Origin of the sequence: Bacteroides pyogenes DSM 20611 = JCM 6294 (genome assembly GCF_000428105.1) — a bacterium.
Lineage (GTDB): Bacteria > Bacteroidota > Bacteroidia > Bacteroidales > Bacteroidaceae > Bacteroides > Bacteroides pyogenes.
On the sequence record NZ_ATZH01000010.1, the window covers coordinates 101,244 to 124,869 of the forward strand.

At 42.8% G+C, this 23,626-nt stretch carries 19 protein-coding genes and 1 tRNA gene; 11 read left to right on the forward strand and 9 right to left on the reverse strand.

The features are described 5' to 3' along the window. Positions 1-207 precede the first annotated feature (207 nt). From recG to C234_RS0102930, 7 genes are all read right to left on the reverse strand, one after another. Positions 208-2,304 carry an ATP-dependent DNA helicase RecG gene (gene recG / locus C234_RS0102895; RefSeq protein ID WP_027324540.1) on the reverse strand — a complete coding sequence of 699 codons (2,097 nt, stop codon included), beginning with the start codon at positions 2,302-2,304 and terminating at the stop codon, positions 208-210. Beyond that, positions 2,297-2,962, reverse strand: coding sequence for a 2-C-methyl-D-erythritol 4-phosphate cytidylyltransferase (locus C234_RS0102900; protein WP_027324541.1), 666 nt, complete (start codon positions 2,960-2,962; stop codon positions 2,297-2,299). The genes recG and C234_RS0102900 overlap by 8 nt, the downstream gene beginning before the upstream one ends. A 9-nt stretch (positions 2,963-2,971) precedes the next feature. Continuing rightward, complete coding sequence (locus tag C234_RS0102905) at positions 2,972-3,523, reverse strand: DJ-1 family glyoxalase III (protein ID WP_027324542.1); 552 nt, start codon at positions 3,521-3,523, stop codon at positions 2,972-2,974. Between the two features lie 246 nt (positions 3,524-3,769). Further along, on the reverse strand, positions 3,770-4,621 hold the full coding sequence (locus C234_RS0102910; protein ID WP_027324543.1) for a cell envelope integrity TolA family protein: 852 nt from the start codon (positions 4,619-4,621) through the stop codon (positions 3,770-3,772). 92 nt (positions 4,622-4,713) lie between these two features. Beyond that, entirely contained in the window at positions 4,714-5,130 is a 417-nt protein-coding gene (locus C234_RS0102915; protein WP_027324544.1) for an ExbD/TolR family protein, read from the reverse strand. Between the two features lie 123 nt (positions 5,131-5,253). Beyond that, on the reverse strand, positions 5,254-5,976 hold the full coding sequence (locus tag C234_RS0102925) for a MotA/TolQ/ExbB proton channel family protein (protein ID WP_027324545.1): 723 nt from the start codon (positions 5,974-5,976) through the stop codon (positions 5,254-5,256). Continuing rightward, positions 5,976-6,689: a pyridoxine 5'-phosphate synthase gene (locus C234_RS0102930; protein WP_027324546.1), complete on the reverse strand. Its 714-nt coding sequence runs from the start codon at positions 6,687-6,689 to the stop codon at positions 5,976-5,978. Before C234_RS0102930 ends, C234_RS0102925 begins: the two co-directional genes overlap by 1 nt. A 150-nt stretch (positions 6,690-6,839) precedes the next feature. On the opposite strand from C234_RS0102930, the gene C234_RS0102935 reads away from it, so the two are divergent. After that, on the forward strand, positions 6,840-7,712 hold the full coding sequence (locus C234_RS0102935) for an NAD kinase (RefSeq protein ID WP_027324547.1): 873 nt from the start codon (positions 6,840-6,842) through the stop codon (positions 7,710-7,712). An 11-nt stretch (positions 7,713-7,723) separates the two neighbouring features. Here C234_RS0102935 and C234_RS0102940 read toward each other — a convergent pair whose 3' ends face one another. Beyond that, complete coding sequence (locus C234_RS0102940) at positions 7,724-8,596, reverse strand: hypothetical protein (protein ID WP_027324548.1); 873 nt, start codon at positions 8,594-8,596, stop codon at positions 7,724-7,726. Between the two features lie 494 nt (positions 8,597-9,090). Here C234_RS0102940 and mdh point away from each other — a divergent pair, with 494 nt between their 5' ends. The 5 genes from mdh (at position 9,091) to C234_RS0102970 (ending at position 15,668) form a co-directional block, all read left to right on the forward strand. Then, the gene (gene mdh, locus C234_RS0102950; protein ID WP_027324549.1) at positions 9,091-10,032 is read left to right on the forward strand and encodes a malate dehydrogenase; all 942 of its coding nucleotides are present in this window, start codon (positions 9,091-9,093) and stop codon (positions 10,030-10,032) included. A gap of 616 nt (positions 10,033-10,648) precedes the next feature. Further along, positions 10,649-12,136, forward strand: a complete 1,488-nt coding sequence (locus C234_RS0102955) for a TolC family protein (protein WP_027324550.1) — start codon at positions 10,649-10,651, stop codon at positions 12,134-12,136. Positions 12,137-12,236: 100 nt separating this feature from the next. Next, positions 12,237-13,229 (forward strand): HlyD family secretion protein, encoded by a 993-nt coding sequence (locus tag C234_RS0102960; protein ID WP_027324551.1) that lies wholly within the window; start codon positions 12,237-12,239, stop codon positions 13,227-13,229. Positions 13,230-13,232: 3 nt separating this feature from the next. Next, on the forward strand, positions 13,233-14,414 hold the full coding sequence (locus C234_RS0102965) for an ABC transporter permease (RefSeq protein WP_027324552.1): 1,182 nt from the start codon (positions 13,233-13,235) through the stop codon (positions 14,412-14,414). After that, on the forward strand, positions 14,415-15,668 hold the full coding sequence (locus C234_RS0102970) for an ABC transporter permease (RefSeq protein WP_027324553.1): 1,254 nt from the start codon (positions 14,415-14,417) through the stop codon (positions 15,666-15,668). 472 nt (positions 15,669-16,140) lie between these two features. On the opposite strand, the gene C234_RS0102975 is transcribed toward C234_RS0102970, so the two are convergent. Continuing rightward, on the reverse strand, positions 16,141-18,333 hold the full coding sequence (locus C234_RS0102975) for a GH92 family glycosyl hydrolase (RefSeq protein ID WP_027324554.1): 2,193 nt from the start codon (positions 18,331-18,333) through the stop codon (positions 16,141-16,143). Positions 18,334-18,517: 184 nt separating this feature from the next. On the opposite strand from C234_RS0102975, the gene sppA reads away from it, so the two are divergent. The 5 genes from sppA to C234_RS0103000 all read left to right on the forward strand — a co-directional run bounded on the left by sppA (position 18,518) and on the right by C234_RS0103000 (position 23,429). Continuing rightward, positions 18,518-20,296, forward strand: coding sequence for a signal peptide peptidase SppA (sppA, locus tag C234_RS0102980; RefSeq protein WP_027324555.1), 1,779 nt, complete (start codon positions 18,518-18,520; stop codon positions 20,294-20,296). Between the two features lie 9 nt (positions 20,297-20,305). Continuing rightward, on the forward strand, positions 20,306-21,445 hold the full coding sequence (gene lpxK, locus C234_RS0102985) for a tetraacyldisaccharide 4'-kinase (protein ID WP_027324556.1): 1,140 nt from the start codon (positions 20,306-20,308) through the stop codon (positions 21,443-21,445). Further along, the gene (locus C234_RS0102990; protein ID WP_027324557.1) at positions 21,384-22,193 is read left to right on the forward strand and encodes a purine-nucleoside phosphorylase; all 810 of its coding nucleotides are present in this window, start codon (positions 21,384-21,386) and stop codon (positions 22,191-22,193) included. Before lpxK ends, C234_RS0102990 begins: the two co-directional genes overlap by 62 nt. 15 nt (positions 22,194-22,208) lie before the next feature. Beyond that, a complete protein-coding gene (thiL, locus tag C234_RS0102995) occupies positions 22,209-23,240 on the forward strand; it encodes a thiamine-phosphate kinase (protein ID WP_027324558.1) in 1,032 nt (343 codons plus the stop codon). 116 nt (positions 23,241-23,356) lie between these two features. After that, positions 23,357-23,429, forward strand: a tRNA-Phe gene (locus C234_RS0103000). Positions 23,430-23,626: the final 197 nt, after the last annotated feature.

Here is a 23,626-nt window from a genome sequence, read left to right on the forward strand (position 1 = left end):
GATGGTTAAACGAATACATTCACTAAAAAATTCCCCCAAAGGTAATATTTTCTGATGAAACCAGCACTAATTTATTAACTATTTTTCAAATAGAAGGCTAGATAATAAGCCTTTCATATACCTGCAAGATACTATAAACAGGGGATATAGGGCTAAAATATGTTTTTCAGCACATCCGTAAAAACCAGCTATCTGTTTAACCGAATTTCAACTAATTGCCGCCCAATTAACATTTGTTTTTCTAAGCGACTTAAGCTGTTTCCACAAGATTTCGTTCTCCGGACGTTGTGCTCCGGGATCATGCTCCACAATATCCTCCGCTATCGAACGGACATATTGTAACAGTTGGGCGTCGCGCGCAATATCGGCAATCTTCAAATCGAAAGCGATGCCGCTTTGTTGGGTACCTTCCAGATCACCGGGGCCTCTCAACTTCAAATCGGCTTCGGCGATCTCAAACCCATCATTAGTACGCACCATAATCTCCAACCGTTTCCGGGTATCTTCAGTCAGTTTATAGTTTGTCACAAGGATACAGTAAGATTGCTCTGCGCCACGCCCTACCCGTCCGCGCAGCTGATGTAATTGGGAAAGCCCGAACCGCTCGGCGTTCTCTATAACCATGACCGAAGCGTTAGGCACATTCACCCCTACTTCGATGACCGTAGTAGCTACCATTATTTGCGCTTCCCCCGAAACAAACAATTGCATTTGCTTGTCTTTCTCGGCTGTTTTCATCTTGCCATGCACTTTACACACAGTATATTCCGGAAATTCCTCTCGAATATGCAAATACCCTTCTTCCAAATTTTTCAAATCAATTTTTTCGCTCTCTTTTATTAAAGGATATACAATATATATTTGGCGCCCCTCTTCAATCTGCTTCCGAACCGAACGATAAAGGCTCTCTCGCCGATTATCAAATTGATGAATTGTAGTTATCGGCTTTCGCCCCGGCGGAAGTTCGTCGATAACAGAAACATCCAAATCTCCATACAAAGTCATGGCAAGTGTTCGCGGAATGGGAGTGGCTGTCATGACAAGCACATGTGGAGGCTGAATATTCTTACTCCAAAGACGAGCACGTTGCTCCACACCGAAACGATGCTGTTCATCGATAATAACCAGCCCCAACGAAAAAAAGTGAACAGCTTCTTCGATTACGGCATGAGTACCTATTAAAATGTTCACCTCACCGGTCAATAACCCTTTTAATACTGCTTCTCTCTTTTTCCCTTTCACAGAACCCGTTAATAGCTCCACACGTACATCCATACCGAAAAGAAGACTCTTAATTGTTTCATAATGCTGATTGGCCAATATCTCGGTAGGTGCCATCATACAAGCCTGATAATCATTATCTATTGCCAACAGCATACTCATTAAAGCAACCAATGTTTTCCCACTTCCCACGTCACCCTGCAATAACCTGTTCATTTGCCTGCCGCTGCCTACATCGTTTCGGATTTCTTTTAATACCCTCTTTTGAGCTCCGGTCAATTCGAATGGGAGATTTTTTGCATAAAACGTATTAAAAACATCGCCTACTTTTTCAAAAATATAGCCGCGATACTTTCTTTGACGATCTTTCGCATATCGAAGAATATTCAACTGTACATAAAAAAGTTCTTCGAATTTCAAACGATACTGTGCTCTGCGCAACAGATCGGGATTGCCCGGGAAATGAATGTTTTTAAGCGCCTCCGTCAACGACATCAAATGATTTTTTGTCAAAATCTGAAGAGGAAGGGTCTCGGGTAGCGGTTCTTGCATTTGCTGAACGACAGTTCTCATCATCTTTTCAATGGCATGGGAATTAAGAAAACTCCGTTTCATTTTCTCCGTAGTGCTGTAATAAGGCTGTAAACCCGAAGAAAACAATTGTCCGTCATCAGGTTTATCGACATCCGGATGAGCGACATTGATTCTGCCATTAAACAAAGTGGGTTTCCCGAAAACGATATATTCCTCGTGAAGTTTGTACTTATTAAGCACATATTTCACTCCCTGAAACCATACCAGTTCAACAACTCCCGTACCATCGGAAAAGTGAGCAACAAGGCGACGGCGACGTCCTTCTCCGAACGTCTCAAATCCTACAATTTTACCCTTTAACTGGATATAAGGCATATTCCCATCTATTTCATGAATGTAATAGATGCGGCTCCGGTCGACATATTTATAAGGGAAATAATAAATCAAATCGCGCAAGGAGTATATTCCCAACTCTTTGCTTAGCACTGCTGCTTTCTGAGGACCTACACCGGAGATAAACTTGATATCGCGTGTGCTTAAATCAAACATTTAGAAAGGCATCTCCTATTTTCAAATCAAAAGGAGTCGTTATTTTTATATTTTCCCGATTGCCTTCAGTGAGAAAAACGGGTATATTCATCGCTTCCACAACAGAAGCATCATCTGTAAAAAGCGGATTAAAGTCCTGCCTGTACGCTTGCTTTAGAAGTTCCGTATCAAATACTTGCGGAGTTTGCACCAATTTATACTCGGCTCGGTTTACCGTCCGGCTTCCGTCTTTCGTAACCACACGAAGGGTCTCGAACACATCTACTACCGGAATCACCGCCTTTCGTTTAGCAGCTAAATCATAGCAACGGCGAATCACTTCCAACGATACAAAGGGGCGAACTCCGTCATGTACCGCCACTAAGCCCGGCTCCTGCACAAACTCCAATCCGTTCTTAACCGAATGAAAACGTGTTTCTCCTCCATCAGCCAGCTGATGCTCCACTTCAAAAGCATATTCACGACAAAGTTTCTTCCAAACGTTATGTTGCTCTTTCGGAAGTACAAGAATGATTTGAAGCGACGCATCATAATGGCAAAAAGCCTTGATGGTATGCATTAAAACAGGCTTTCCGCCGACAGGTAAAAACTGTTTGGGAAGCTCGCTCCCCATTCTTAGCCCCCTCCCGCCGGCGACAATGATAGCATACTGTTTCATAAGCCAACTCTAATCTTTCACGCACATAGCGGCCTTCAGTTCGTCCACTTTGGTTTGTCCCATCAGCAGGGCTACAATAGCCAAGGCGAAGTCCATAGCAGCTCCCGGTCCTCTACCTGTTACTATGTTTCCGTCACAGACAACCGGTTGTTTCAGGTACTCGGCCCCTTCCAAATAGATTTCAAATCCCGGATAACAAGTTGCTTTCTTCCCTTTCAGCAGTCCCAACTTACCAAACACCATAGGAGCGGCACAGATAGCGGCAAGAGGTTTGTTCTTCGAAGCAAAATCCTTTAAAAGTTCACATAATTTCTTGTGTTCTCCAAGCGTAGCCGCTCCTGGCATACCGCCCGGCAACAAAAGAAGCTCCGCATCACGAAAGTCACAATTATCAAAATTCACATCACATAGTAAAGACACATCATGAGCGCCTACCACAATTTCGTCCGGAGTAACAGATACGATTTTCACATTCAATCCGGCTCGTCTCAACACATCGACAGCAGTCAAGGCTTCTATTTCCTCAAAGCCATCCGCAAAAAAAACATATACAGTTCCCATAAGCCTCCTTGTGTGCTCATTACCGACAAGCAAAAACCTCAAGCCGGTTGCGCACTTTTTATAATTTAGTAAAACAATAAATTCGGTCTTTTATAAAATCCCTTTCTAAAAGAACAGATTCGTTATCATCGAAAAAACGAATGATTTCTCATACCTGTTCGTGTTTTGAATGATTACAGCCACACAGTCACTTCAACGTTCAACTCCCAACTCTTAAAACAATAAAACGGGAAGATAGCTCTTCTTTTATCGCAAATTGAAATAATATGTAATGGTTCCGGTTTGATTGTTCATCCCGTCTATCTCATTAAAGCGTGCTTTTTTTGCAGCATCTTCCGCCGCTTTGCGCAAAGCGGAGCTTACCGTATTCGTTTGAGGGTTGATACCGGTTGCAATTACTTGTCCTGCAGGATTCACCGTAATATTCACTACCACCCGTCCTTCTTCCTGCACATTATAAACAGGCTTGGGCAGGCTACCCGTACCCAAAGAACGGCCTCCGAGGTTAAACGTGCCGTAACCGCCACTGCCGGTCTTCGATCCGACAGAAGAGTCGCCCCCCTTACTACCTTCGGTTCCGGATCCCTGACTGGAAGTTCCTTTATTCCCTTCCATCTGAGCCCCTTTCCCGAAAGCGCCTGCCACTTTCTTTCGCGCCTGCTCTTCTGCTGCTTTCCGTTCACGTTCAGCCTTTTCTTCAGCCATCCGCTTGGCTTCCGCCGCTTTTTCAGCCTCGGTTTTCTCCGGTTTCTTTGCCGGTTCTTTGGGCTTTACAGTCTCTTTGTTTTTTGTCGGCTTCGGTTTCAAAGCAACGGTTTCCTCTTCAGTCTGTGTCAGCAAATCTTCTTCTGAAGGAAGTGTTCGTCCCTCATCCGGGGCATTGACGGACTCCTTTGGCAATAGGTCCACATCAACCAAAGAAGGGTCGTCTAATCCACTCGCTTCTTCTATATTTCCCAACATAACAGGCACTCCGCCCATCTCCTCATCCTGCGGAGGAACAGTAAATCCTATCAGAAGCAAAAGAGCAATCACCGCCATGTGCACCAACAGTGTACCCAGCGCGCCGATATATTCACTCTTTTTTCTTCTGTCCATTTTTTCGTCATTTTTAGCCTACAGAGTCACAAGACAAGCAAAAGAAATTCCTTTTGTCCAATCTGTGCTCCTGCCTTTATATCTGCATTCTTTTATTTCTTCCCGGGCGGGCGTGTAGCCAGCACCATCTTGAAATGATTCTCATTGGCAATATTGAGTATCCTCACAATTTCACGATAAGGCACTGCTTCGTCGGCATACAGCGCCACATACATTTCCGGTTCTTTTTCAGCGCAACGCTGTAAGAACGGAGTCAATTCATCCAACGTCAGTTGTTTTTCCGTTTCATTGCCGAAACCGGCATAATAATTCAGGTCTTTATCAATAACGACTCTCGTCAGCGGCCTTGCCGAAGTTTGCTGTTTCCCCTGCGGCAAAAGCACTTTAATGGCATTAGGAGAGACCGCCGTAGAGGTAATCATAAAAAAGATCAGCAACAGAAAAATGACATCCGTCATGGAAGCCATACTGAAATTGGGCGATATTTTATTTCTTCTTTTTAGTCCCACTTGGTTAGTTTTTAATGAGTGACAAATAACCGACAAGCTCTACTCCAGCGTCCGGCAATCGGATAAAGCGATAAGGAATTATCTTTATCAGCTCGCCCGATCCGGAAATCCTGTCCGGGATTTTCACTTTTTCTGCGCCGGTTCGTTAAGCAAATCCATAAACTCCATGGTGCGCAACTCCATCTTATTCACCACGCGGCCTACCAGCATAACCAGATAGTTGTAGGCAAACATGGCAATAATTCCGACAATCAAACCACCCACCGTTGTAATCATTGCCTCGTAGATGCCTCCCGAGAGCAATGTGATATCCACATTCCCGCTTCCGGCATTCGCCATCTTATAAAAAGCACGAACCATGCCGGTCACCGTACCTAAAAATCCAATCATCGGAGCACCTCCTGCAATCGTAGCCATTACGGTCAGTCCTTTTTCCAATTTAGCTACTTCGATATTTCCGACATTCTCAATGGCAACCTGCACATCATTAATAGGGCGTCCCAAGCGATTAATTCCTTTTTCAATCATACGTGCCGAAGGAGTATTCATATTTCGGCAATAAGCAAGAGCCGCTTTCAACTCCCCACTATGGATATAATCCTTTATGCGTTCCATAAACATAGGATCTTCTTTTCCTGCCTTACGGATAATATAATTTCGTTCGAACAGAATATAGAAACAAATCAAGGAAAGTAGACCGAGCACAATCATTATCCAACCTCCTTTAGCTGCCATATCGAGCATATTCATTTCAGGTTCACCGACCGAAGTCAGAACCGGATTGGCAGTTGCCAAAGAGTCGGCCATACTCACAGTTCCCTGTAGCAATAACATCCATGCATTCATTACTGTAAACAGTTTTTATATTCCCTAATGGTACGCTCCAGTCCGAAATACAACGCGTCACTAATCAACGCATGCCCGATGGACACCTCGTCCAGCCAAGGAATGTTTTTATAAAAATAATTTAAGTTCACAAGACTCAAGTCGTGTCCGGCATTCAGCCCCAAGCCGAGACTGCGTGCTTTTTTTGCCGCCTCTATAAAAGGCGCGACAGCCGCTTCCGGGTTTTCCGCAAATTTCGAGGCATAAGGCTCCGTATACAATTCCACACGATCGGTTCCCGCTTTGGCGGCATACTCCACCATTTCCGGATCGGCAGCAACGAATACGGAAGTGCGTATACCTGCGCTATTGAAACGATCGAGCACATCCGTCAGAAAATCCAGATTGGATTTCGTATCCCAACCGGAATTAGAGGTTATCTGCGAAGGGGCATCGGGAACCAGCGTCACTTGGTGCGGCTTCACCTGTAAGACCAGTTCGATGAACTCCGGAGCCGGATAACCTTCAATATTGAATTCGGTCCGCAACAACGGTCGCAAATCATATACATCCGTCCGACGAATATGGCGTTCGTCCGGTCGCGGATGCACCGTAATACCATCGGCCCCGAAGCTTTCACAATCAAGCGCTACCTTCACCACGTTCGGCACATCTCCTCCGCGCGCATTCCTCAGCGTAGCGACCTTATTTATATTTACACTCAGTTTAGTCATAGCTCAACACGCAATGTTTGGTGCAAAAATACAAATATTATTATTAGTTGCCTAATAATGGGAAACGCATTATCCGTTCTTTTTTTGTTATTTAAAGTAGAAATCCAAGAAAAAATGCCAAATTTGCAAACACATATAACTAAATCGCTTATGAAATTTGCTATTATCGGGAATACATATCAAGCCAAAAAGTCATCGCATGCTGAAACGTTGTTCCAAATACTGAAAGAGAGGCAAGCCGAAATTCATGTATGCCGGGAATTTTATCGTTTTATAACTTCAGAACTGGGCATTAATGTTTATGCAGACAATTTGTTCGACGGAGAAGATTTCAGCGCCGACATGGTTATCAGTATCGGTGGCGACGGAACGTTTCTGAAGACAGCCAGCCGAGTGGGACGAAAAGGTATTCCTATTTTAGGAATCAACACCGGGCGTCTGGGATTTCTGGCAGACATATCGCCCGAGGAGATGGAAGCAACATTCGACGAAATTTATACCGACCGATACAGCATAGAAGAACGGAGCGTGCTGCAACTCATCTGCAACGACAAGCATTTACAATCATCACCTTATGCATTGAATGAAATAGCGGTGCTCAAGCGAGACAGTTCTTCGATGATCAGCATACACACCGCCATCAACGGAGCATACCTGAATACCTATCAGGCCGATGGGCTAGTGATAGCCACCCCCACAGGCTCCACTGCCTATTCACTGAGCGTGGGCGGCCCGATCATCGTCCCTCATTCCAACACCATAGTCATTACCCCGGTGGCTCCGCACAGCCTCAACGTGCGACCTATCGTCATTCGCGACGATTGGGAGCTATCATTGGAGGTAGAAAGCCGCAGCCACAATTTCCTCGTAGCCGTGGATGGAAGAAGCGAGTCGTGCAAAGAAACAACCCGACTCACCATCCGGAAAGCAGATTACAGCATCAAGGTAGTGAAACGCTTCAATCATGTCTTTTTTGATACGCTTCGCAGCAAAATGATGTGGGGAGCAGACGGAAGGAACTGACAAGTCGGTTTTTACTCCAATCCGAACTTTTGAGAGCCAATCAAGTTGCCGCCCTCAAAAATATCTACCCGGTAGTTTCCGGCATACAGGAATTCTTCCACATCCCAATAGGCAGTGATATTCTGCTCTTCACCATCGTATTCTATATATTTTTTTATAGAATATCCCAACTCGCGATTCTCATAAGGGAACGTATTAGAGGGGCTCTTTGTCAACACATCGTTGTCGGGCTTGGTAATACGTATATAAAGAGTGCGCTCACCATTCTCCGCCGTAATATTCTTTACAATGGTAAAACTGACCGCCATTTTCACCACATCCTTCACTCTTTTCGCCACCTTTCCCCTTTTGTTTCGCGCCTCTACACGGATATTCGTAGCATCCAGCTGCGCCGCAAGCGTCACTTTTTTATCCAGATTCTTTTTTTCTTCCGAAAGGTTGCTGATTTGGCGCGAAGCATCGTTGTATTTCCGGGTCACTTCCGCAATCTCTTCTTTCTGCTGTGCGGTAAGCTTGTTCAACGAGTCGATCTGGTTGATATACCCCACCATTATCTTACGCAACGTGGCCAGCTCGTTCTTCAGCCGCCGGATTTCAGAAGCATTCGAACTTTTGACCGTACGCAGCTCCTCCAGCAGACGCTGGGTCTTGAGTTGTTCCTGTTCCAGCAATTGAGCAAGCGAATCGTTCGAAACCGTCATCTTCAGTTCGTCATATTGCTGTGAAAATCGAGTGTATTCTTTTTCCAGATCTTCCTTATCTAATTCAAACTCTTCCACCAACTCACGGTTCGCGCGTTTTTCGGTAATCAGTAAATATGTAATACCGATCATTGCTATTACGAGCAACGCTACGGCAGCAATCAGAAGGCTCTTTTTATTCATATTCGACAATATCTAACAATTATATGGATAACAGACGCAAAAGTAAGCATTTCAGTTCATTTCACACATGTTCCATCATTCAAATTCCAAAAAAACAAATACTTTTGCAACATTTTAAGACCTTATTTTAACTTTTACCCGATTTCTACCGCGGACATCTGAGAAATAGCAAATATAAATTATTCGCGCTGGAAAGAAGTTTGCTACCGACAAAATACTCTCGACCCAAACAGCCGTTTGCCTAAAAAATTGCGCTTAAGCAAACATGCGTTTTTTAGGCAAATGACTGTTAATAAGAATATTTTTTTGCATCCACATGGAAACTATAAAAAGAAAAAACAGATGCGCAAAAGACCAATTTGCATTGTATCCCCACAAAGAGTTCCTCTTTAACGAAAATTATTACGGAAAAATTTCTTTAATCGGGAATAACATTGTAATTTTGCGGATACGAAAAGAAAAACCAATTATCAACTTTTAAATAAAATCGTATTATGTCAAAAGTAACTGTAGTAGGCGCAGGAAATGTAGGTGCTACATGCGCAAATGTACTTGCTTTCAATGAAGTAGCAGACGAAGTAGTAATGCTGGACGTAAAAGAAGGCGTTTCAGAGGGTAAAGCAATGGATATGATGCAGACAGCCCAATTATTGGGCTTCGACACGACCTTGGTGGGTTGCACAAACGATTATGCTCAGACAGCCAATTCAGACGTAGTGGTTATCACTTCAGGTATCCCCCGCAAACCGGGCATGACTCGTGAAGAGTTGATCGGCGTGAATGCCGGTATCGTAAAATCAGTAGCTCAAAACATTCTGAAACATTCTCCCAATGCTATCCTCGTTGTAGTTTCCAACCCGATGGACACCATGACCTATCTATCATTAAAAGCTCTGGGATTACCAAAGAACCGCATTATCGGCATGGGTGGCGCTCTTGACAGCTCTCGTTTCAAATACTTCCTCTCTCAGGCTTTAGGATGCAACGCTAACGAAGTGGAAGGTATGGTAATCGGCGGACACGGCGATACAACCATGATTCCGTTGACTCGCTTCGCTACTTACAAAGGTTTGCCCGTAAGCAACTTCCTCTCTGAAGAAAAATTGAATGAAGTAGCTGGTGCCACTATGGTTGGAGGTGCAACTTTAACCAAATTACTGGGCACTTCAGCATGGTATGCACCAGGAGCTGCCGCAGCATTCGTTGTCGAATCCATCCTTCACAACCAGAAAAAGATGATTCCTTGCTCAGTATATCTGGAAGGCGAATACGGTGAATCAGACATTTGTATCGGTGTGCCTGTAATCCTTGGCAGAAACGGCATCGAAAAGATTGTAAAGCTAGAACTAAACGCTGACGAAAAAGCGAAATTCGCAGCCAGCGCAAAAGCTGTTCATGCTACAAATGCAGCTTTGAAAGAAGTAGGCGCTCTCTAAGCCTATACAGATAGAAAAAGTCTATCGGCTACATATTTAATATAAATAATAAGGTAGCGGATATGATGATAGAATGCGGATGAACACAGATTGACACAAAACGAATGAACTTCGCTAGTGTGAATCGTATTCATCCGCATTTTCATAATATCACTTCGAGACAACAAAAACAACTTTTTTCACGATTCATGAAGACACATTATTCTTTTCAGTGCTACAGTTTACTGTTTCTACTATACAAGTTATCCGTCCGGCGTTCGTGTCCCATTCGTCTTTCGTCTGTGTTTTATTCGTCTGCCGAACGAAAGACGAATGCTCGTTTAAAAGAAAAACGATATTTATCAAACAAACAAAGACTAAAATGTAAATGATACTTTAATCCCGATTGTCCACCCCGGGATGGAATTAATTCATCGTTATCCCAAGCCAAAACGCATTGAGAAAGAATCTGGAAATCGAAATATGTATAAAAAATCCGTTTCTATTTGTCTCTATTTAAAAAAGGCTAATTTTTTTTGTAGTTCAATATAAAGTAGATACTTTTGCATCGTTGTTTATGCAATTATTCTTTATAAAAGAAGTATTAAGTAATCCTATTTTTAAGACGTTATACACAATGAAAAAAGTACTGATTCTAACCTTTATATGTTGCTTGGCATCCATGGTTAAAGGGCAAAGCGTTCTCAACTTAGATAGTTGTCGTGCATTGGCTCTCGCCAATAACAAGGATTTGCTGATCAGTAACGAAAAAATAGAAGCCGCATATAATCAGAAAAAGGCCGCATTTACAAACTATTTGCCTGACATCACGGCCACAGGTGCCTACATGCGGAATCAGAAAGAGTTTTCAATCTTAAACAACGACCAAAAAGCTGCACTTTCAGGATTGGGGACCAATATGGCAAACAGTATAGCCGGTCCCTTTCAAGAAGCTGCTCAAGCAATAGTTATCGCTCATCCGGAGATGGCTCCGCTCATTTCTTCTCTTGGGAATTTGGGGCAACAGTTAGGTTCTTCCCTTGTTCCTGCCCTCAACAATGCAGGGAACTCAATAATCGACGCGTTCCGCACAGATACCCGAAACGTATATGCCGGCGCACTCACCCTTACTCAACCCATCTATATGGGAGGGAAAATACGTGCCTACAACAAAATCACCCAATATGCGGAAGAGCTAGCGCGCCAACAACATCATTCGGGCATGCAAGAAGTAATATTGAGCACCGACCAGGCCTATTGGCAGGTGATATCGCTCGCCAACAAAAAGAAATTAGCCGAAGGTTATCTGAAACTTTTGCAACAGCTCGACAGCGATGTAGAAAAAATGATTGCCGAAGGAGTAGCAACGAAAGCCGACGGATTATCGGTACGAGTAAAAGTCAACGAGGCAGAAATGACACTCACCAAAGTTGAAGATGGGCTAAGCCTTGCTCGAATGCTGCTGTGCCAGCTTTGCGGAATCGATCTGAGTACCCCTATCCGTTTGGCAGACGAAGAGATGGACAATCTGCCCGTACTTACACCAGATACTTATTTCGACATGGAAGCAGTTTATGCTAACCGCCCGGAAGTACGCAGTCTGGAACTGGCAACAAACATATACCGCCAGAAAGTAAACGTAACGCGTGCGGAACATCTTCCTTCTCTTGCTCTCATTGGTAACTACGCAGTTACTAACCCTTCGATGTTTAACGGATTCGAAAACAAGTTCAAAGGAATGTGGAATGTGGGAGTCATGCTGCAAGTCCCCATTTGGCATTGGGGGGAAGGGACTTATAAGACCAGAACCGCTAAAGCGGAAGCCCGTATTGCCGAATATCGGCTGCAGGATGCGAAAGAGAAAATCGAGCTGCAGGTAAATCAAGCAGCATTCAAGGTGAATGAAGCCGGAAAGAAATTAGTGATGGCAACCAAGAATATGGAAAAAGCGGAAGAAAATCTGAGGTATGCCACGCTCGGCTTCAAAGAAGGAGTGATTGCCACAAGTAACGTACTCGAAGCACAAACGGCTTGGCTGTCAGCGCAATCGGAGAAAATCGATTCTCAAATCGATGTGAAGCTGACGGAAATCTACTTGAAGAAAGCGCTTGGGACACTTAAATAATATAAAAATCCAAGACAAGACCGGCAAAAGGACTACAGACCGCGCACATAGTCAACTCGCCCGCTTGTCGATAAAAAAATAAAAATTAAAAAGCTAAAATATGACACCTACAAAATCACAAAACAGTAATATGCTACTTGCATTCCTTACTTTATTGGGAGTTATCGCAATCGTTGCAGTCGTTGGTTTTTTCATGCTTCGCAAAGGCCCCGAAATCATTCAAGGGCAGGCTGAGGCTACCGAGTATCGTGTTTCGAGCAAAGTACCGGGACGTATCTTGGAGTTTCGTGTAAAAGAAGGACAGAAAGTAAATGCCGGAGATACTTTGGCAATATTGGAAGCACCCGATGTTATGGCTAAGATGGAGCAAGCACGCGCAGCTGAAGCTGCCGCACGGGCTCAGAATGAAAAAGCTATTAAAGGAACCCGACAGGAACAGATACAAGCGGCCTACGAAATGTGGCAAAAAGCTCAGGCAGGTGTTATCATTGCCGAGAAATCGTACACCCGCATCAAGAATTTGCACGAACAAGGTGTGATGCCGGCACAAAAACTGGATGAAGTGACGGCGCAGCGAGACGCTGCAATCGCCACGGAAAAAGCCGCTAAATCGCAATATACAATGGCAAAAAACGGTGCCGAACGAGAAGATAAAATGGCTGCTGAGGCGTTGGTTAACCGTGCAAAAGGGGCCGTAGCTGAAGTAGAATCGTATATCAAAGAAACATATCTGATTGCCCAGACTGCAGGTGAAGTATCTGAAATATTCCCCAAAGTAGGTGAGTTGGTAGGTACGGGGGCCCCCATCATGAATATTGCCGAATTGGATGATATGTGGGCCACATTTAATGTACGCGAGGATCTGCTGAAAAACCTGACAATGGGAGCAGAATTCGAAGCCATCGTTCCGGCATTGGAAAATAAAACCATCAAACTAAAAGTATATTATCTGCAAGATTTAGGCACCTACGCTGCCTGGAAAGCCACCAAGACAACCGGGCAGTTCGACCTGAAAACATTCAAAGTGAAAGCTTCTCCGATGGAGAAAATAGAAAATCTTCGTCCGGGTATGTCGGTTATCATTAACAAATAATATATGAAAGAAAAAGAAAAGAAATACATCGCTTTGTGGCAAGTCATGCTGCGAGAGTGCCGTCGTCTGGTGTCACGGCCTCTATACCTTTTCAGCATGGTAATCTCGCCTCTATTTTGCTATGTATTCTTTACTACTTTGATGAGTTCCGGACTTCCCGAAGGTCTGCCGGCAGGTGTGGTTGACATGGACAGGTCTGCTAATTCCCGCAACATCATTCGCAATCTGGACTCATTCACTCAAACAGAAATAGTTGACCATTACAGCAATATAGCAGATGCTCGCATCGCATTGCAAAAAGGAAAGATATACGGTTTCTTCTATATTCCCGAAGGACTCTCGGCAGACGCTCAGAGCCAGAGACAACCTAAGGTCTCTTTCTACACCAATTATTCCTATCTTATTGCCGGCTCTTTGCTGTTCAGAGACATGAAGATGATGGGAGAATTGATTTCCGGGGCAGCATCCAGAAGCATGCTTTATGCCAAAGGAGCTACAGAAGATCAAGCTATGGGATTTCTGCAACCGATCGTCATCGACACACATCCGCTGAACAATCCGTGGTTGAACTACTCGGTGTACTTATGTAACACTTTGTTACCCGGTGTACTGATGCTACTCATATTCATGGTAACAGTTTATTCCATTGGCGTGGAAATTAAAAATCGGACAGCACGCGAATGGCTACGAATGAGCAACAATTCCATTTACATCGCATTGGCAGGGAAACTAATACCGCATACGGTTGTCTTTTTCATTATGGGAGCATTCTATAATGTGTACCTATACGGTTTTCTGCATTTCCCGTGCAACAGCGGAATCATTCCTATGTTGCTCGCCACCCTTTGCCTCGTGCTGGCTTCGCAATGTTGCGGAGTGCTTATGATAGGAATATTGCCCACGCTACGTCTTGGGTTGAGTTTCGCTTCATTATGGGGAGTAATCTCTTTTTCCATCTCGGGATTTACATTTCCGGTGATGGCGATGCACCCGATCTTGCAGGCGTTAAGCAACTTGTTTCCATTGCGTCATTACTTTCTCATTTATGTCGATCAGGCACTCAACGGATACAGCATGGCATACTCGTGGGCCAACTACACAGCCCTGTTAATATTCATGATGCTTCCTTTCTTTGTAGTACATCGGTTGAAAGAAGCATTGATTTATTACAAATACATACCGTAAATGAAAGATATAAAATTGAAAGACAAGATAGCCGAGGGTATCAACGACCTGTTTTATATCTGGAAACGGGAGTTTCAAACCACTTTCCGAGACCAGGGGGTACTGATATTCTTCATACTCGTTCCTCTAGGATATCCGTTGCTATATGCCTTCATATACAACAATGAAGTTGTACGCGAAGTGCCCGCAGTAGTAGTCGACGATTCCCGTTCATCATTCAGCCGAGAATATCTTCAAAATATCGATGCCACCCCCGATGTGGACATTGTCTCCTATTGCGCCGACATGAAAGAGGCACAACAGATGCTGAAAGAGCGGAAGGCTTACGGTATCATATATATTCCTGTCGATTTCAACGACAAATTGGTGAAAGGAGAGCAATCTCAGGTGCACATTTACTGCGACATGAGCGGCTTGTTATATTACAAATCGATGCTTATAGCCAATACGACGGTTTCTCTTGATATGAACAAGGATATCAAGATTTCGCGTAGCGGAAATACTACCGACCGACAAGACGAGATTACAACTTATCCGATAGAATATGAAGATATAGCCATGTTCAACCCTACGACAGGGTTTGCAGCTTTCCTTATTCCGGCCGTATTGATACTGATTATCCAACAAACTCTGCTTCTGGGAATCGGGCTTTCTGCCGGAACAGCTCGCGAACACAACCGCTTCCGCGATCTTGTGCCCATCAACCGACATTATAACGGAACGCTGCGAATCGTATTGGGCAAAGGGCTTAGTTATTTTCTGGTATACTCCCTGGTTTCTGTCTATGTGCTTTGTGTGGTGCCGAGAATCTTCAGTCTCAACCAAATCGGGCAACCCGGGACGCTGATTTTGTTTACGCTTCCATACTTAGCAGCGTGTATTTTCTTTGCGATGACAGCCTCCATCGCTATCCGCAACCGCGAAACCTGCATGTTGCTTTTCGTGTTCACTTCAGTTCCGTTGTTGTTTATCTCGGGCATTTCATGGCCCGGTTCCGCTATTCCGGCATTCTGGAGGTATGTTTCTTACATATTTCCGTCTACATTCGGCATCAACGGATTTGTACGAGTCAACAATATGGGAGCCACACTGAGCGAGGTTTCTTTTGAATATAAAGCCTTATGGATCCAAGCCGGCTTTTATTTTCTTAGCACTTTCTGGGTATATCGCTGGCAGATTCTGATGAGTCGCAGACACGCCATTGAAAGATACAGAGAGCTGAAAGAAAAAAGAGAACTTAAGAAGCGGCCTTAAACCTCGGAATAAAAGTGCCAATACTCCGTGCAAGTATAACCTAAAGCAATTCCACTTTCAACTTTTCTGCCACTTCTTGACTGATAGACTCACAATTTTATAATTGGTTATCGGATAAGAAGAATGAATCAAAAGAACCGCAGAAAAGCTGAAAGTGAATATTGCCGTCGAACTGTTCATGCTCAATCAGGCAACAGTCTGACAATCCGGTATAGGATTTGGAACTATCAAGGCAATCTTACCGTCGATAGAAAACGATTTCTTCGACTTAAAGGAGAGAGCCCTTCAACCTCATATATCGGGTAAGGGATGAAAAAGAGAAGATAGAATGAACACGACCGAATTCGTGACATTTAAAACTTCTCTAATATTCTTTATTGGTGTTGTATAATTCTGACTAAAAAGATATTCTACTCAACTATTCTGTTGAGCCATATTTTTTAAAGGGGATCTAGCTATTATGATAAAAAAGCTACCTCATCTTAAAGAGCAACTCGCCACCCTTAAGGATTTCCTCATGAGAAATACTCTTTTTCTCATATTTTTTACCATTCAAAAATATAGAGTCCACATATTTATGCTCAGCAGAAAAATTCTCGGCAATAACAGTAAATGTTTTATTCCCGGGAAGATGTAACATTATTTTCGGCAATTGCGGAGCGCCAAACACATACTCGCCACTAACGGGATCGACAGGGTAGAATCCCATTGCAGTAAACATATACCAGGCAGACATTTGTCCGCAATCGTCATTGCCACAAAGTCCGTCGGGTTCATTTCGATATTGAGTTGTGAAAATTTCGCGCACTAATTCCTGAGTACGCTCCGGACGGCCAGCTAAAGTATAAAGATAGGCCACATGATGACTGGGTTCGTTGCCATGGGCATACTGACCGATTAATCCTGTCACATCGGCCTGCGAAGTCTCCAGCTTTACCGTAAACACAGAATCCAATTTATTCAAAAAAGCCTCTTCACCACCGAAAAGAGAAATCAGTCCCGGAACGTCGTGCTGTACGTGCCATGTATATTGCCAAGCGTTTCCTTCCGTATAGTCCCCTCCGCTACTTTCCGCATGTCCGACTTCACTTGGGTTGAAAGGAGACTTCCAAGTTCCATCAGCTTTACGCGGACGCATGAAGTTAGTTTCTCGGTCGAAAAGATTCTTATAATAATCCGCCCGTTTTGCAAAATAAGCGGCATCTTTCTTTTTCCCAAGGCGACTTGCCATATCAGCAGCTGCATAATCATCATAAACTGACTCCAATGTAGAAGATACCGATTCTGCTTTAGTCAAATCTGTAGGGAAGTAGCCATACTCCGTATACACCTCCCAGTCGGACTTCAACGGATGAGAAACTGTCTGAGTCCGTTTTACCATTTCAAAAGCTCTTTCAGCATCAAATCCCCGAAAACCTTTTCGGTAGGCTTCCGCAATCACAGAAACTCCATGGTTACCAATCATACAGAAGTTCTCCTTACCCCACAAAGCCCAAATAGGTAAAAAGCCTTGTACCTCTCCTTGCTCTATAAGCGAATTGACAAAGCCATCCACATGTTCGGGAACCATCAAAGTGTAGAATGGATGGGCCGCACGGTATGTATCCCACAAAGAGAATGTAGAATAAAACACACCAGCACCCGCCTTAACTATAGAATCTGCCGCATTGCGATAATATCCGTCTATATCAGATATTTGATTCGGTTGAATCAGCGTATGATAAAAGCAAGTATAAAAATTCACTTTTTCATCATCTGTTCCTTCAACTTCAATACGACTCAAATAACTATTCCATTCGTCATGAACAATTCCCTTTACTCCTTCAAAATCCCAGGCAGGAATTTCTGCTTCCATATTTTTCTTCGCCCCCTCCACACTCGTTGTAGAAAGGGAGACCTTCATCAAAAGCTCTTCGCCCGGTTTTAGATCAAAGCTTGCGATAATCCGCTTCCCTTGTTCTGCTTCCCCCATTGGCAAATAAAGAGAGTCGACAACGGGACGGTTAAATTTCATCACGAAGAAGTAATCCTGATTCACCCACACCGTATTATTCACATGTCCGGTCAATGTATAAGCGTCTTTCCAAGCCATCTCGCAACTATTCACCTGAGAATGATATTGTTCTTCCGTCCAGGCCGGTCCGTGCTGCAAATCGATTAGCAAAGAAGCCGAATCTGCTTTATGAAAAGTATATCGATGGAAAGCCGTATGAACCGAAGCTGTTAGCTCTACCTTTACCTGAGGATCCATAAGCTCCACAGTATAATATCCCGGGGACGCACTCTCTTTTTCTTTCAAAAAACGGCTGCGATAAGCATCCCACGAACGTTCACGTACACCGGTCACAGGCATGATCAATATGTCTCCCAGATCCATACAGCCGGTTCCGTTCAGATGAGTTTGCGTGAATCCCCAAATCAAAGAATCTTGATACGTATATTCCGAACAATACCTCCAGCCCACTGCACCTGTTACCGGACTAGTTTGTATCATTCCGAAAGGATAGCAAGCTCCCGGAAATGTGTGTCCGTTATCAGCAGCGCCTATAAACGTATTTACATACCGGGTATAATCTTTTATTTCTATCTTTTCTGGTTTAAAACAAGATGTATATAAAAAAAGAACAGCCAGAACTACAACTGGAAAAAGAGATTTTCTTTTCATGATAAAGAATTATTAAAAAAATACGCAAGGCAAAGATAAAAAGCTTTTTTGGCATAACCAACTAACAAACTTGTATTTCAATGTGACAAAACAAAAAAACGTGCGACTTATTGGGGAAATATCAACTCAATTATTTATCTTTGTTAGCTTAAAAGTTAGTTGGCTATAAAAAACGAAAGGTATTATGAAAGATTTCTTTAAATTTACGCTTGCCACTGTAACCGGAATCATTTTGTCGACTATTCTATTATTTATTATCGGCATTATCACATTGTTCGGTATCGTATCGGCATCAGACAACGAAACGACAGTGAAAGAGAACTCGGTAATGATGCTCAATATGAGAGGAACACTAGTCGAACGTACTCAAGAAAATCCTATAGACATACTGTCCAAGTTGATTAAAGAGGATACCGAAACCTACGGATTGGATGACATCCTTGCCTCAATCAAAAAGGCAAAAGAAAACAAGAACATTAAAGGTATATACCTGCAAGCCTCTTACCTAAGTACTTCGTACGCTTCTTTGCAAGAAATACGAAACGCACTGCTTGACTTTAAAGAAAGCGGTAAATTTGTAATTGCTTACAGCGACACATATTCACAAAAGCTTTATTATCTTTCAAGCGTAGCAGATAAAGTTTTGCTAAACCCTAAAGGAGTCATTGAATGGCGCGGCATTTCCTCTACCCCTTTATTCTATAAAGATCTGCTGAAAAAAGTGGGAGTAGAAATGCAGATATTCAAGGTCGGTACTTACAAATCTGCCGTAGAACCATTTATCTCTACAGAAATGAGTACAGCCAATCGCGAACAAGTAACCGAGTTTATTAATTCCGTGTGGAAACAAATCACAAAGGACGTGTCTGCATCCCGGAATATCTCCGTTGATTCTCTTAATGCTTATGCCGACCGGATGTTGATGTTTTATCCGGCAGAAGAAACGATAAGCGCAGGATTAGCAGATGCATTGATTTATCGCAACGATGTCCGTAACTATCTAAAAAAAATGATGCGAATAGATGAAAAAGCCTCTTTACCAATACTTGGATTAAATGATATGATTAATGTAAAAAAGAATCTCCCTAAAGATAGAAGTGGCAATATTGTGGCTGTTTACTATGCTTCCGGAGAGATCACAGACAATCCGATATCCGGTGCAACCAATGAAGGTATAGTAGGAAATAAAATGATTCGCGATCTTCGCAGACTGAAAGAAAATGAAGATATAAAAGCCGTTGTACTGCGCGTCAACTCACCAGGTGGAAGCGCCTTTGCATCCGAACAAATATGGCATGCGGTAAAAGAGTTGAAAGCTACCAAACCAGTCATTGTGTCAATGGGAGATTATGCCGCATCAGGAGGGTATTATATCTCTTGCATAGCCGACACAATTGTTGCCGAACCGACTACCTTAACCGGCTCTATCGGCATCTTCGGAATGATTCCCAACATAAAGGAGTTGAGCGAGAAGATAGGCATTACTTACGATGTGGTAAAAACCAACAAATATTCTGATATAGGCAATATAATGCGCCCCTTTAATGAGGACGAGAAAGCTCTCATTCAAATGACAGTATCTCAAGGATACGACACTTTTATTGCCCGATGCGCAGAAGGGCGCGGTATGACCAAAGGAGCAATTGAAAAGATAGCTGAAGGGCGTATATGGACAGGAGAAACAGCACAAAAACTGGGTTTGGTTGACGAGCTTGGAGGAATAGATAAAGCATTGGAGATTGCTGTATCCAAAGCCGGAATAGATAGATATACCATTATATCTTACCCGAAAAAGAAAGACTTTTTTTCTTCTTTATTCGAAAGCGCACCGACCAATTATATAGAATCTCAGCTGCTGAACAGCAAACTAGGAGAGTATTATCAATCATTCGGGTTATTGAAAAACCTGAAAGAGAAATCGGCGATTCAGGCACGAATCCCTTTTGAACTGAACATGAAATAAAATTAATAGATGGACGAACACTTTACCAAGATACACAAGTGGCTCTACCCTGTTTCGTGGCTTTACGGAGCAGTGATTAGAATAAGGAATAAATTCTTCGATTGGGGATTTCTCCAATCAAAGAGTTTTGACGCTCCAATTATTTGCATCGGCAATCTGGCTATAGGGGGCACGGGCAAAACGCCTCACACCGAATATCTGATAAAGCTTCTTCATAAAAAGTATCACATAGCGGTTTTGAGCCGGGGGTACAAGCGTAAAACCAAGGGATATATAAAGGCTACCGCAGAAAGTACTGCACATACCATTGGTGACGAACCTTATCAAATGTATGCTAAATATCCGTCTATCGTAATGGCTGTTGATGAAGACCGGTGTCACGGTATCGAAAAGTTACTGGCTTTGAAAGAACCAACAGTAGATGTTATTTTACTTGACGATGCTTTTCAACACCGCTATGTCAAACCGGGACTAAATATATTGCTAACTGACTACAACCGTTTATTCTGCGATGACACTTTACTTCCGGCCGGACGACTTCGCGAACCTGTAGATGGCAAAAATCGGGCACAAATAGTTATTGTCACCAAGTGTCCGGAAAATATCAAACCAATTGATTATAACATTATTACCAAGCGAATAGCTCTTTATCCATATCAGCAACTCTATTTCTCATCGTTCCGCTATGGGGATTTGGAACCTGCATTCCCGGACGCACAGGGTATACGTGGAGGAAATGGATTTATTCCTTTATCCGCTTTGAGTAATACAGAAGTTGTATTGGTCACTGGTATCGCCTTTCCTACAGACATTAAGGAAAAGTTGGATAAACATTCCGCCAAAGTAGAAATGATTTCTTTTGATGATCACCATCAATTTACTCATCGCGATCTGCATTTTATAAAAAAACAGTTTCAAAAGTTAAATAGCAAGGAACGGTTGATTGTTACCACAGAAAAAGATATCAGTCGCTTGATTATGAATCAGACATTAGACGAAGGTCTAAAACCCTTCATCTATATTATCCCCATTGAAGTTGAAATATTGCAAAATCTACAAAATAAATTTAACCAACATATCATTAATTATGTTAGAGAAAATTCAAGAGACCGCATCTTATCTGAAAGAAAAGATGCGCACTTGTCCTGAAACAGCAATCATACTTGGAACAGGACTTGGAAGTTTGGCAAGTGAAATTACCGAGAAGTATGAAATAAGCTACTCGGATATCCCTAATTTCCCGTTATCTACTGTCGAAGGGCACAGTGGAAAACTAATTTTCGGGAAACTAGGCAACAAAGAAATTATGGCTATGCAGGGGCGTTTCCACTATTACGAAGGTTATTCTATGAAAGAAGTGACTTTCCCGGTGCGTGTAATGCGTGAACTCGGTATCAAGACTTTGTTTGTTTCAAATGCCAGTGGAGGAACTAATCCTAATTTTGGAATCGGTGACTTGATGATTATAACCGACCACATCAACTACTTCCCCGAACATCCTCTGCGAGGCAAAAACATTTCTTATGGACCGCGATTCCCGGATATGAGTGAAGCGTATAACAAAGAACTGATTCGTAAAGCAGATGCGATTGCCCGCGAAAAAGGAATTAAAGTGCAGCATGGGGTTTACCTTGGTACGCAAGGTCCGACGTTTGAAACTCCTGCGGAATACAAGATGTTTCATATTTGGGGAGCTGATGCAGTTGGCATGTCTACCGTGCCCGAAGTAATTGTAGCCAATCATTGCGGGATTAAGGTTTTTGGTGTTTCCGTTATTACCGATTTGGGTGTAGAGGGAAAGATCGTAGAAGTAACTCACGAAGAGGTACAAAAAGCAGCAGATGCAGCTCAACCCAAGATGACGACTATCATGCGCGAACTCATTAACCGTGCTTAACATTAATGCTTGTTTATGAGAACGGAAATATCAACCCTCGGTGAGTTTGGCTTGATTGCCCACCTCACCAAGGGGATCAAATTGGAAAACGAATCCAGTAAATACGGAATAGGCGATGATGCGGCGGTTCTTTCTTACCCCTCGGAGAAACAAATATTAGTAACTACAGACCTCCTTATGGAAGGTGTACACTTCGACTTGACCTATGTTCCTCTGAAGCATTTAGGATATAAGTCTGCAGTAGTGAACTTCTCTGATATTTATGCCATGAATGGCACACCAAGACAAATTACAATATCTCTTGCCCTTTCTAAACGTTTTTGCGTAGAAGATATCGAAGAGTTTTATGCCGGAGTGCGTCTGGCTTGTCAACAATACCATGTGGATATCGTGGGAGGAGATACCAGTTCGTCTTTAACAGGACTTGCCATAAGCATTACCTGTATTGGAGAAGCCGATAAAAATAAAGTCGTTTATCGGAATGGAGCTAAAGAGACTGATCTTATCTGTGTCAGTGGAGATTTGGGAGCTGCATATATGGGATTGCAACTTTTAGAGCGCGAAAAGACTGTTCTTAAAGGTGAAAAAGATATTCAACCGGATTTTTCCGGCAAAGAATATTTGCTTGAACGCCAACTAAAACCTGAAGCCCGTAAAGACATCATTGAAAAGCTTGCTGCAGCTAATATTATTCCAAGCTCGATGATGGATATATCCGACGGTTTATCATCAGAGCTTCTTCATATTTGCAAGCAAAGCAATGCAGGTTGCCGTATATATGAGGAGCATATTCCGATTGACTATCAAACAGCGGTCATGGCTGAAGAGTTTAATATGAATTTAACCACCTGTGCAATGAACGGCGGTGAAGACTATGAACTTGTATTTACTGTATCTATTGCTGATTATGATAAAGTTTCTCAGATAGAAGGGATCCGTTTGATCGGACATATCACCAAACCCGAATTAGGATGCGCATTGGTCACGCGTGATGGGCAGGAATTTGAGTTAAGAGCTCAAGGGTGGAACGCTTTGAGAAAAAAGTAATAAAACAATCAATAATATAATGAAAACTATATTACTTTCTTTTTATCAGCAGTTTTTATTTATAATCTACTTGTAGATTCCAAAATTTTCATTACCTTTGCACCCGCAAACAAAAAGGTGCCATAGCTCAGTTGGTAGAGCAAAGGACTGAAAATCCTTGTGTCCCCGGTTCGATTCCTGGTGGCACCACTTTGAAGAAAGTCACAGAACGTTGTAAATAAATAATTTACAGCGTTTTTTGTTTGTCTTCGGTAAAACATAGGTGAAACATTTTAATTTAGAGAAAGAAGAAAAAGGACCCAGTTTCTATTTTTGGGGGATTTAACATATTAAGATTTCATGGATTTTTTATTATTGCTGTCCGGTAAAACTTCTTCTGTCGTATA

Excerpts from the sequence above, each read along its gene's own strand:
- recG (WP_027324540.1), bottom strand. The coding sequence starts at position 2,304 with ATGTTTGATTTAAGCACACGCGATATCAAGTTTATCTCCGGTGTAGGT.
- C234_RS0102900 (WP_027324541.1), bottom strand. The coding sequence starts at position 2,962 with ATGAAACAGTATGCTATCATTGTCGCCGGCGGGAGGGGGCTAAGAATG.
- C234_RS0102905 (WP_027324542.1), bottom strand. The coding sequence starts at position 3,523 with ATGGGAACTGTATATGTTTTTTTTGCGGATGGCTTTGAGGAAATAGAA.
- C234_RS0102910 (WP_027324543.1), bottom strand. The coding sequence starts at position 4,621 with ATGGACAGAAGAAAAAAGAGTGAATATATCGGCGCGCTGGGTACACTG.
- C234_RS0102925 (WP_027324545.1), bottom strand. The coding sequence starts at position 5,976 with ATGAATGCATGGATGTTATTGCTACAGGGAACTGTGAGTATGGCCGAC.
- C234_RS0102930 (WP_027324546.1), bottom strand. The coding sequence starts at position 6,689 with ATGACTAAACTGAGTGTAAATATAAATAAGGTCGCTACGCTGAGGAAT.
- C234_RS0102935 (WP_027324547.1), top strand. The coding sequence starts at position 6,840 with ATGAAATTTGCTATTATCGGGAATACATATCAAGCCAAAAAGTCATCG.
- C234_RS0102940 (WP_027324548.1), bottom strand. The coding sequence starts at position 8,596 with ATGAATAAAAAGAGCCTTCTGATTGCTGCCGTAGCGTTGCTCGTAATA.
- mdh (WP_027324549.1), top strand. The coding sequence starts at position 9,091 with ATGTCAAAAGTAACTGTAGTAGGCGCAGGAAATGTAGGTGCTACATGC.
- C234_RS0102955 (WP_027324550.1), top strand. The coding sequence starts at position 10,649 with ATGAAAAAAGTACTGATTCTAACCTTTATATGTTGCTTGGCATCCATG.
- C234_RS0102960 (WP_027324551.1), top strand. The coding sequence starts at position 12,237 with ATGACACCTACAAAATCACAAAACAGTAATATGCTACTTGCATTCCTT.
- C234_RS0102965 (WP_027324552.1), top strand. The coding sequence starts at position 13,233 with ATGAAAGAAAAAGAAAAGAAATACATCGCTTTGTGGCAAGTCATGCTG.
- C234_RS0102970 (WP_027324553.1), top strand. The coding sequence starts at position 14,415 with ATGAAAGATATAAAATTGAAAGACAAGATAGCCGAGGGTATCAACGAC.
- C234_RS0102975 (WP_027324554.1), bottom strand. The coding sequence starts at position 18,333 with ATGAAAAGAAAATCTCTTTTTCCAGTTGTAGTTCTGGCTGTTCTTTTT.
- sppA (WP_027324555.1), top strand. The coding sequence starts at position 18,518 with ATGAAAGATTTCTTTAAATTTACGCTTGCCACTGTAACCGGAATCATT.
- lpxK (WP_027324556.1), top strand. The coding sequence starts at position 20,306 with ATGGACGAACACTTTACCAAGATACACAAGTGGCTCTACCCTGTTTCG.
- C234_RS0102990 (WP_027324557.1), top strand. The coding sequence starts at position 21,384 with ATGTTAGAGAAAATTCAAGAGACCGCATCTTATCTGAAAGAAAAGATG.
- thiL (WP_027324558.1), top strand. The coding sequence starts at position 22,209 with ATGAGAACGGAAATATCAACCCTCGGTGAGTTTGGCTTGATTGCCCAC.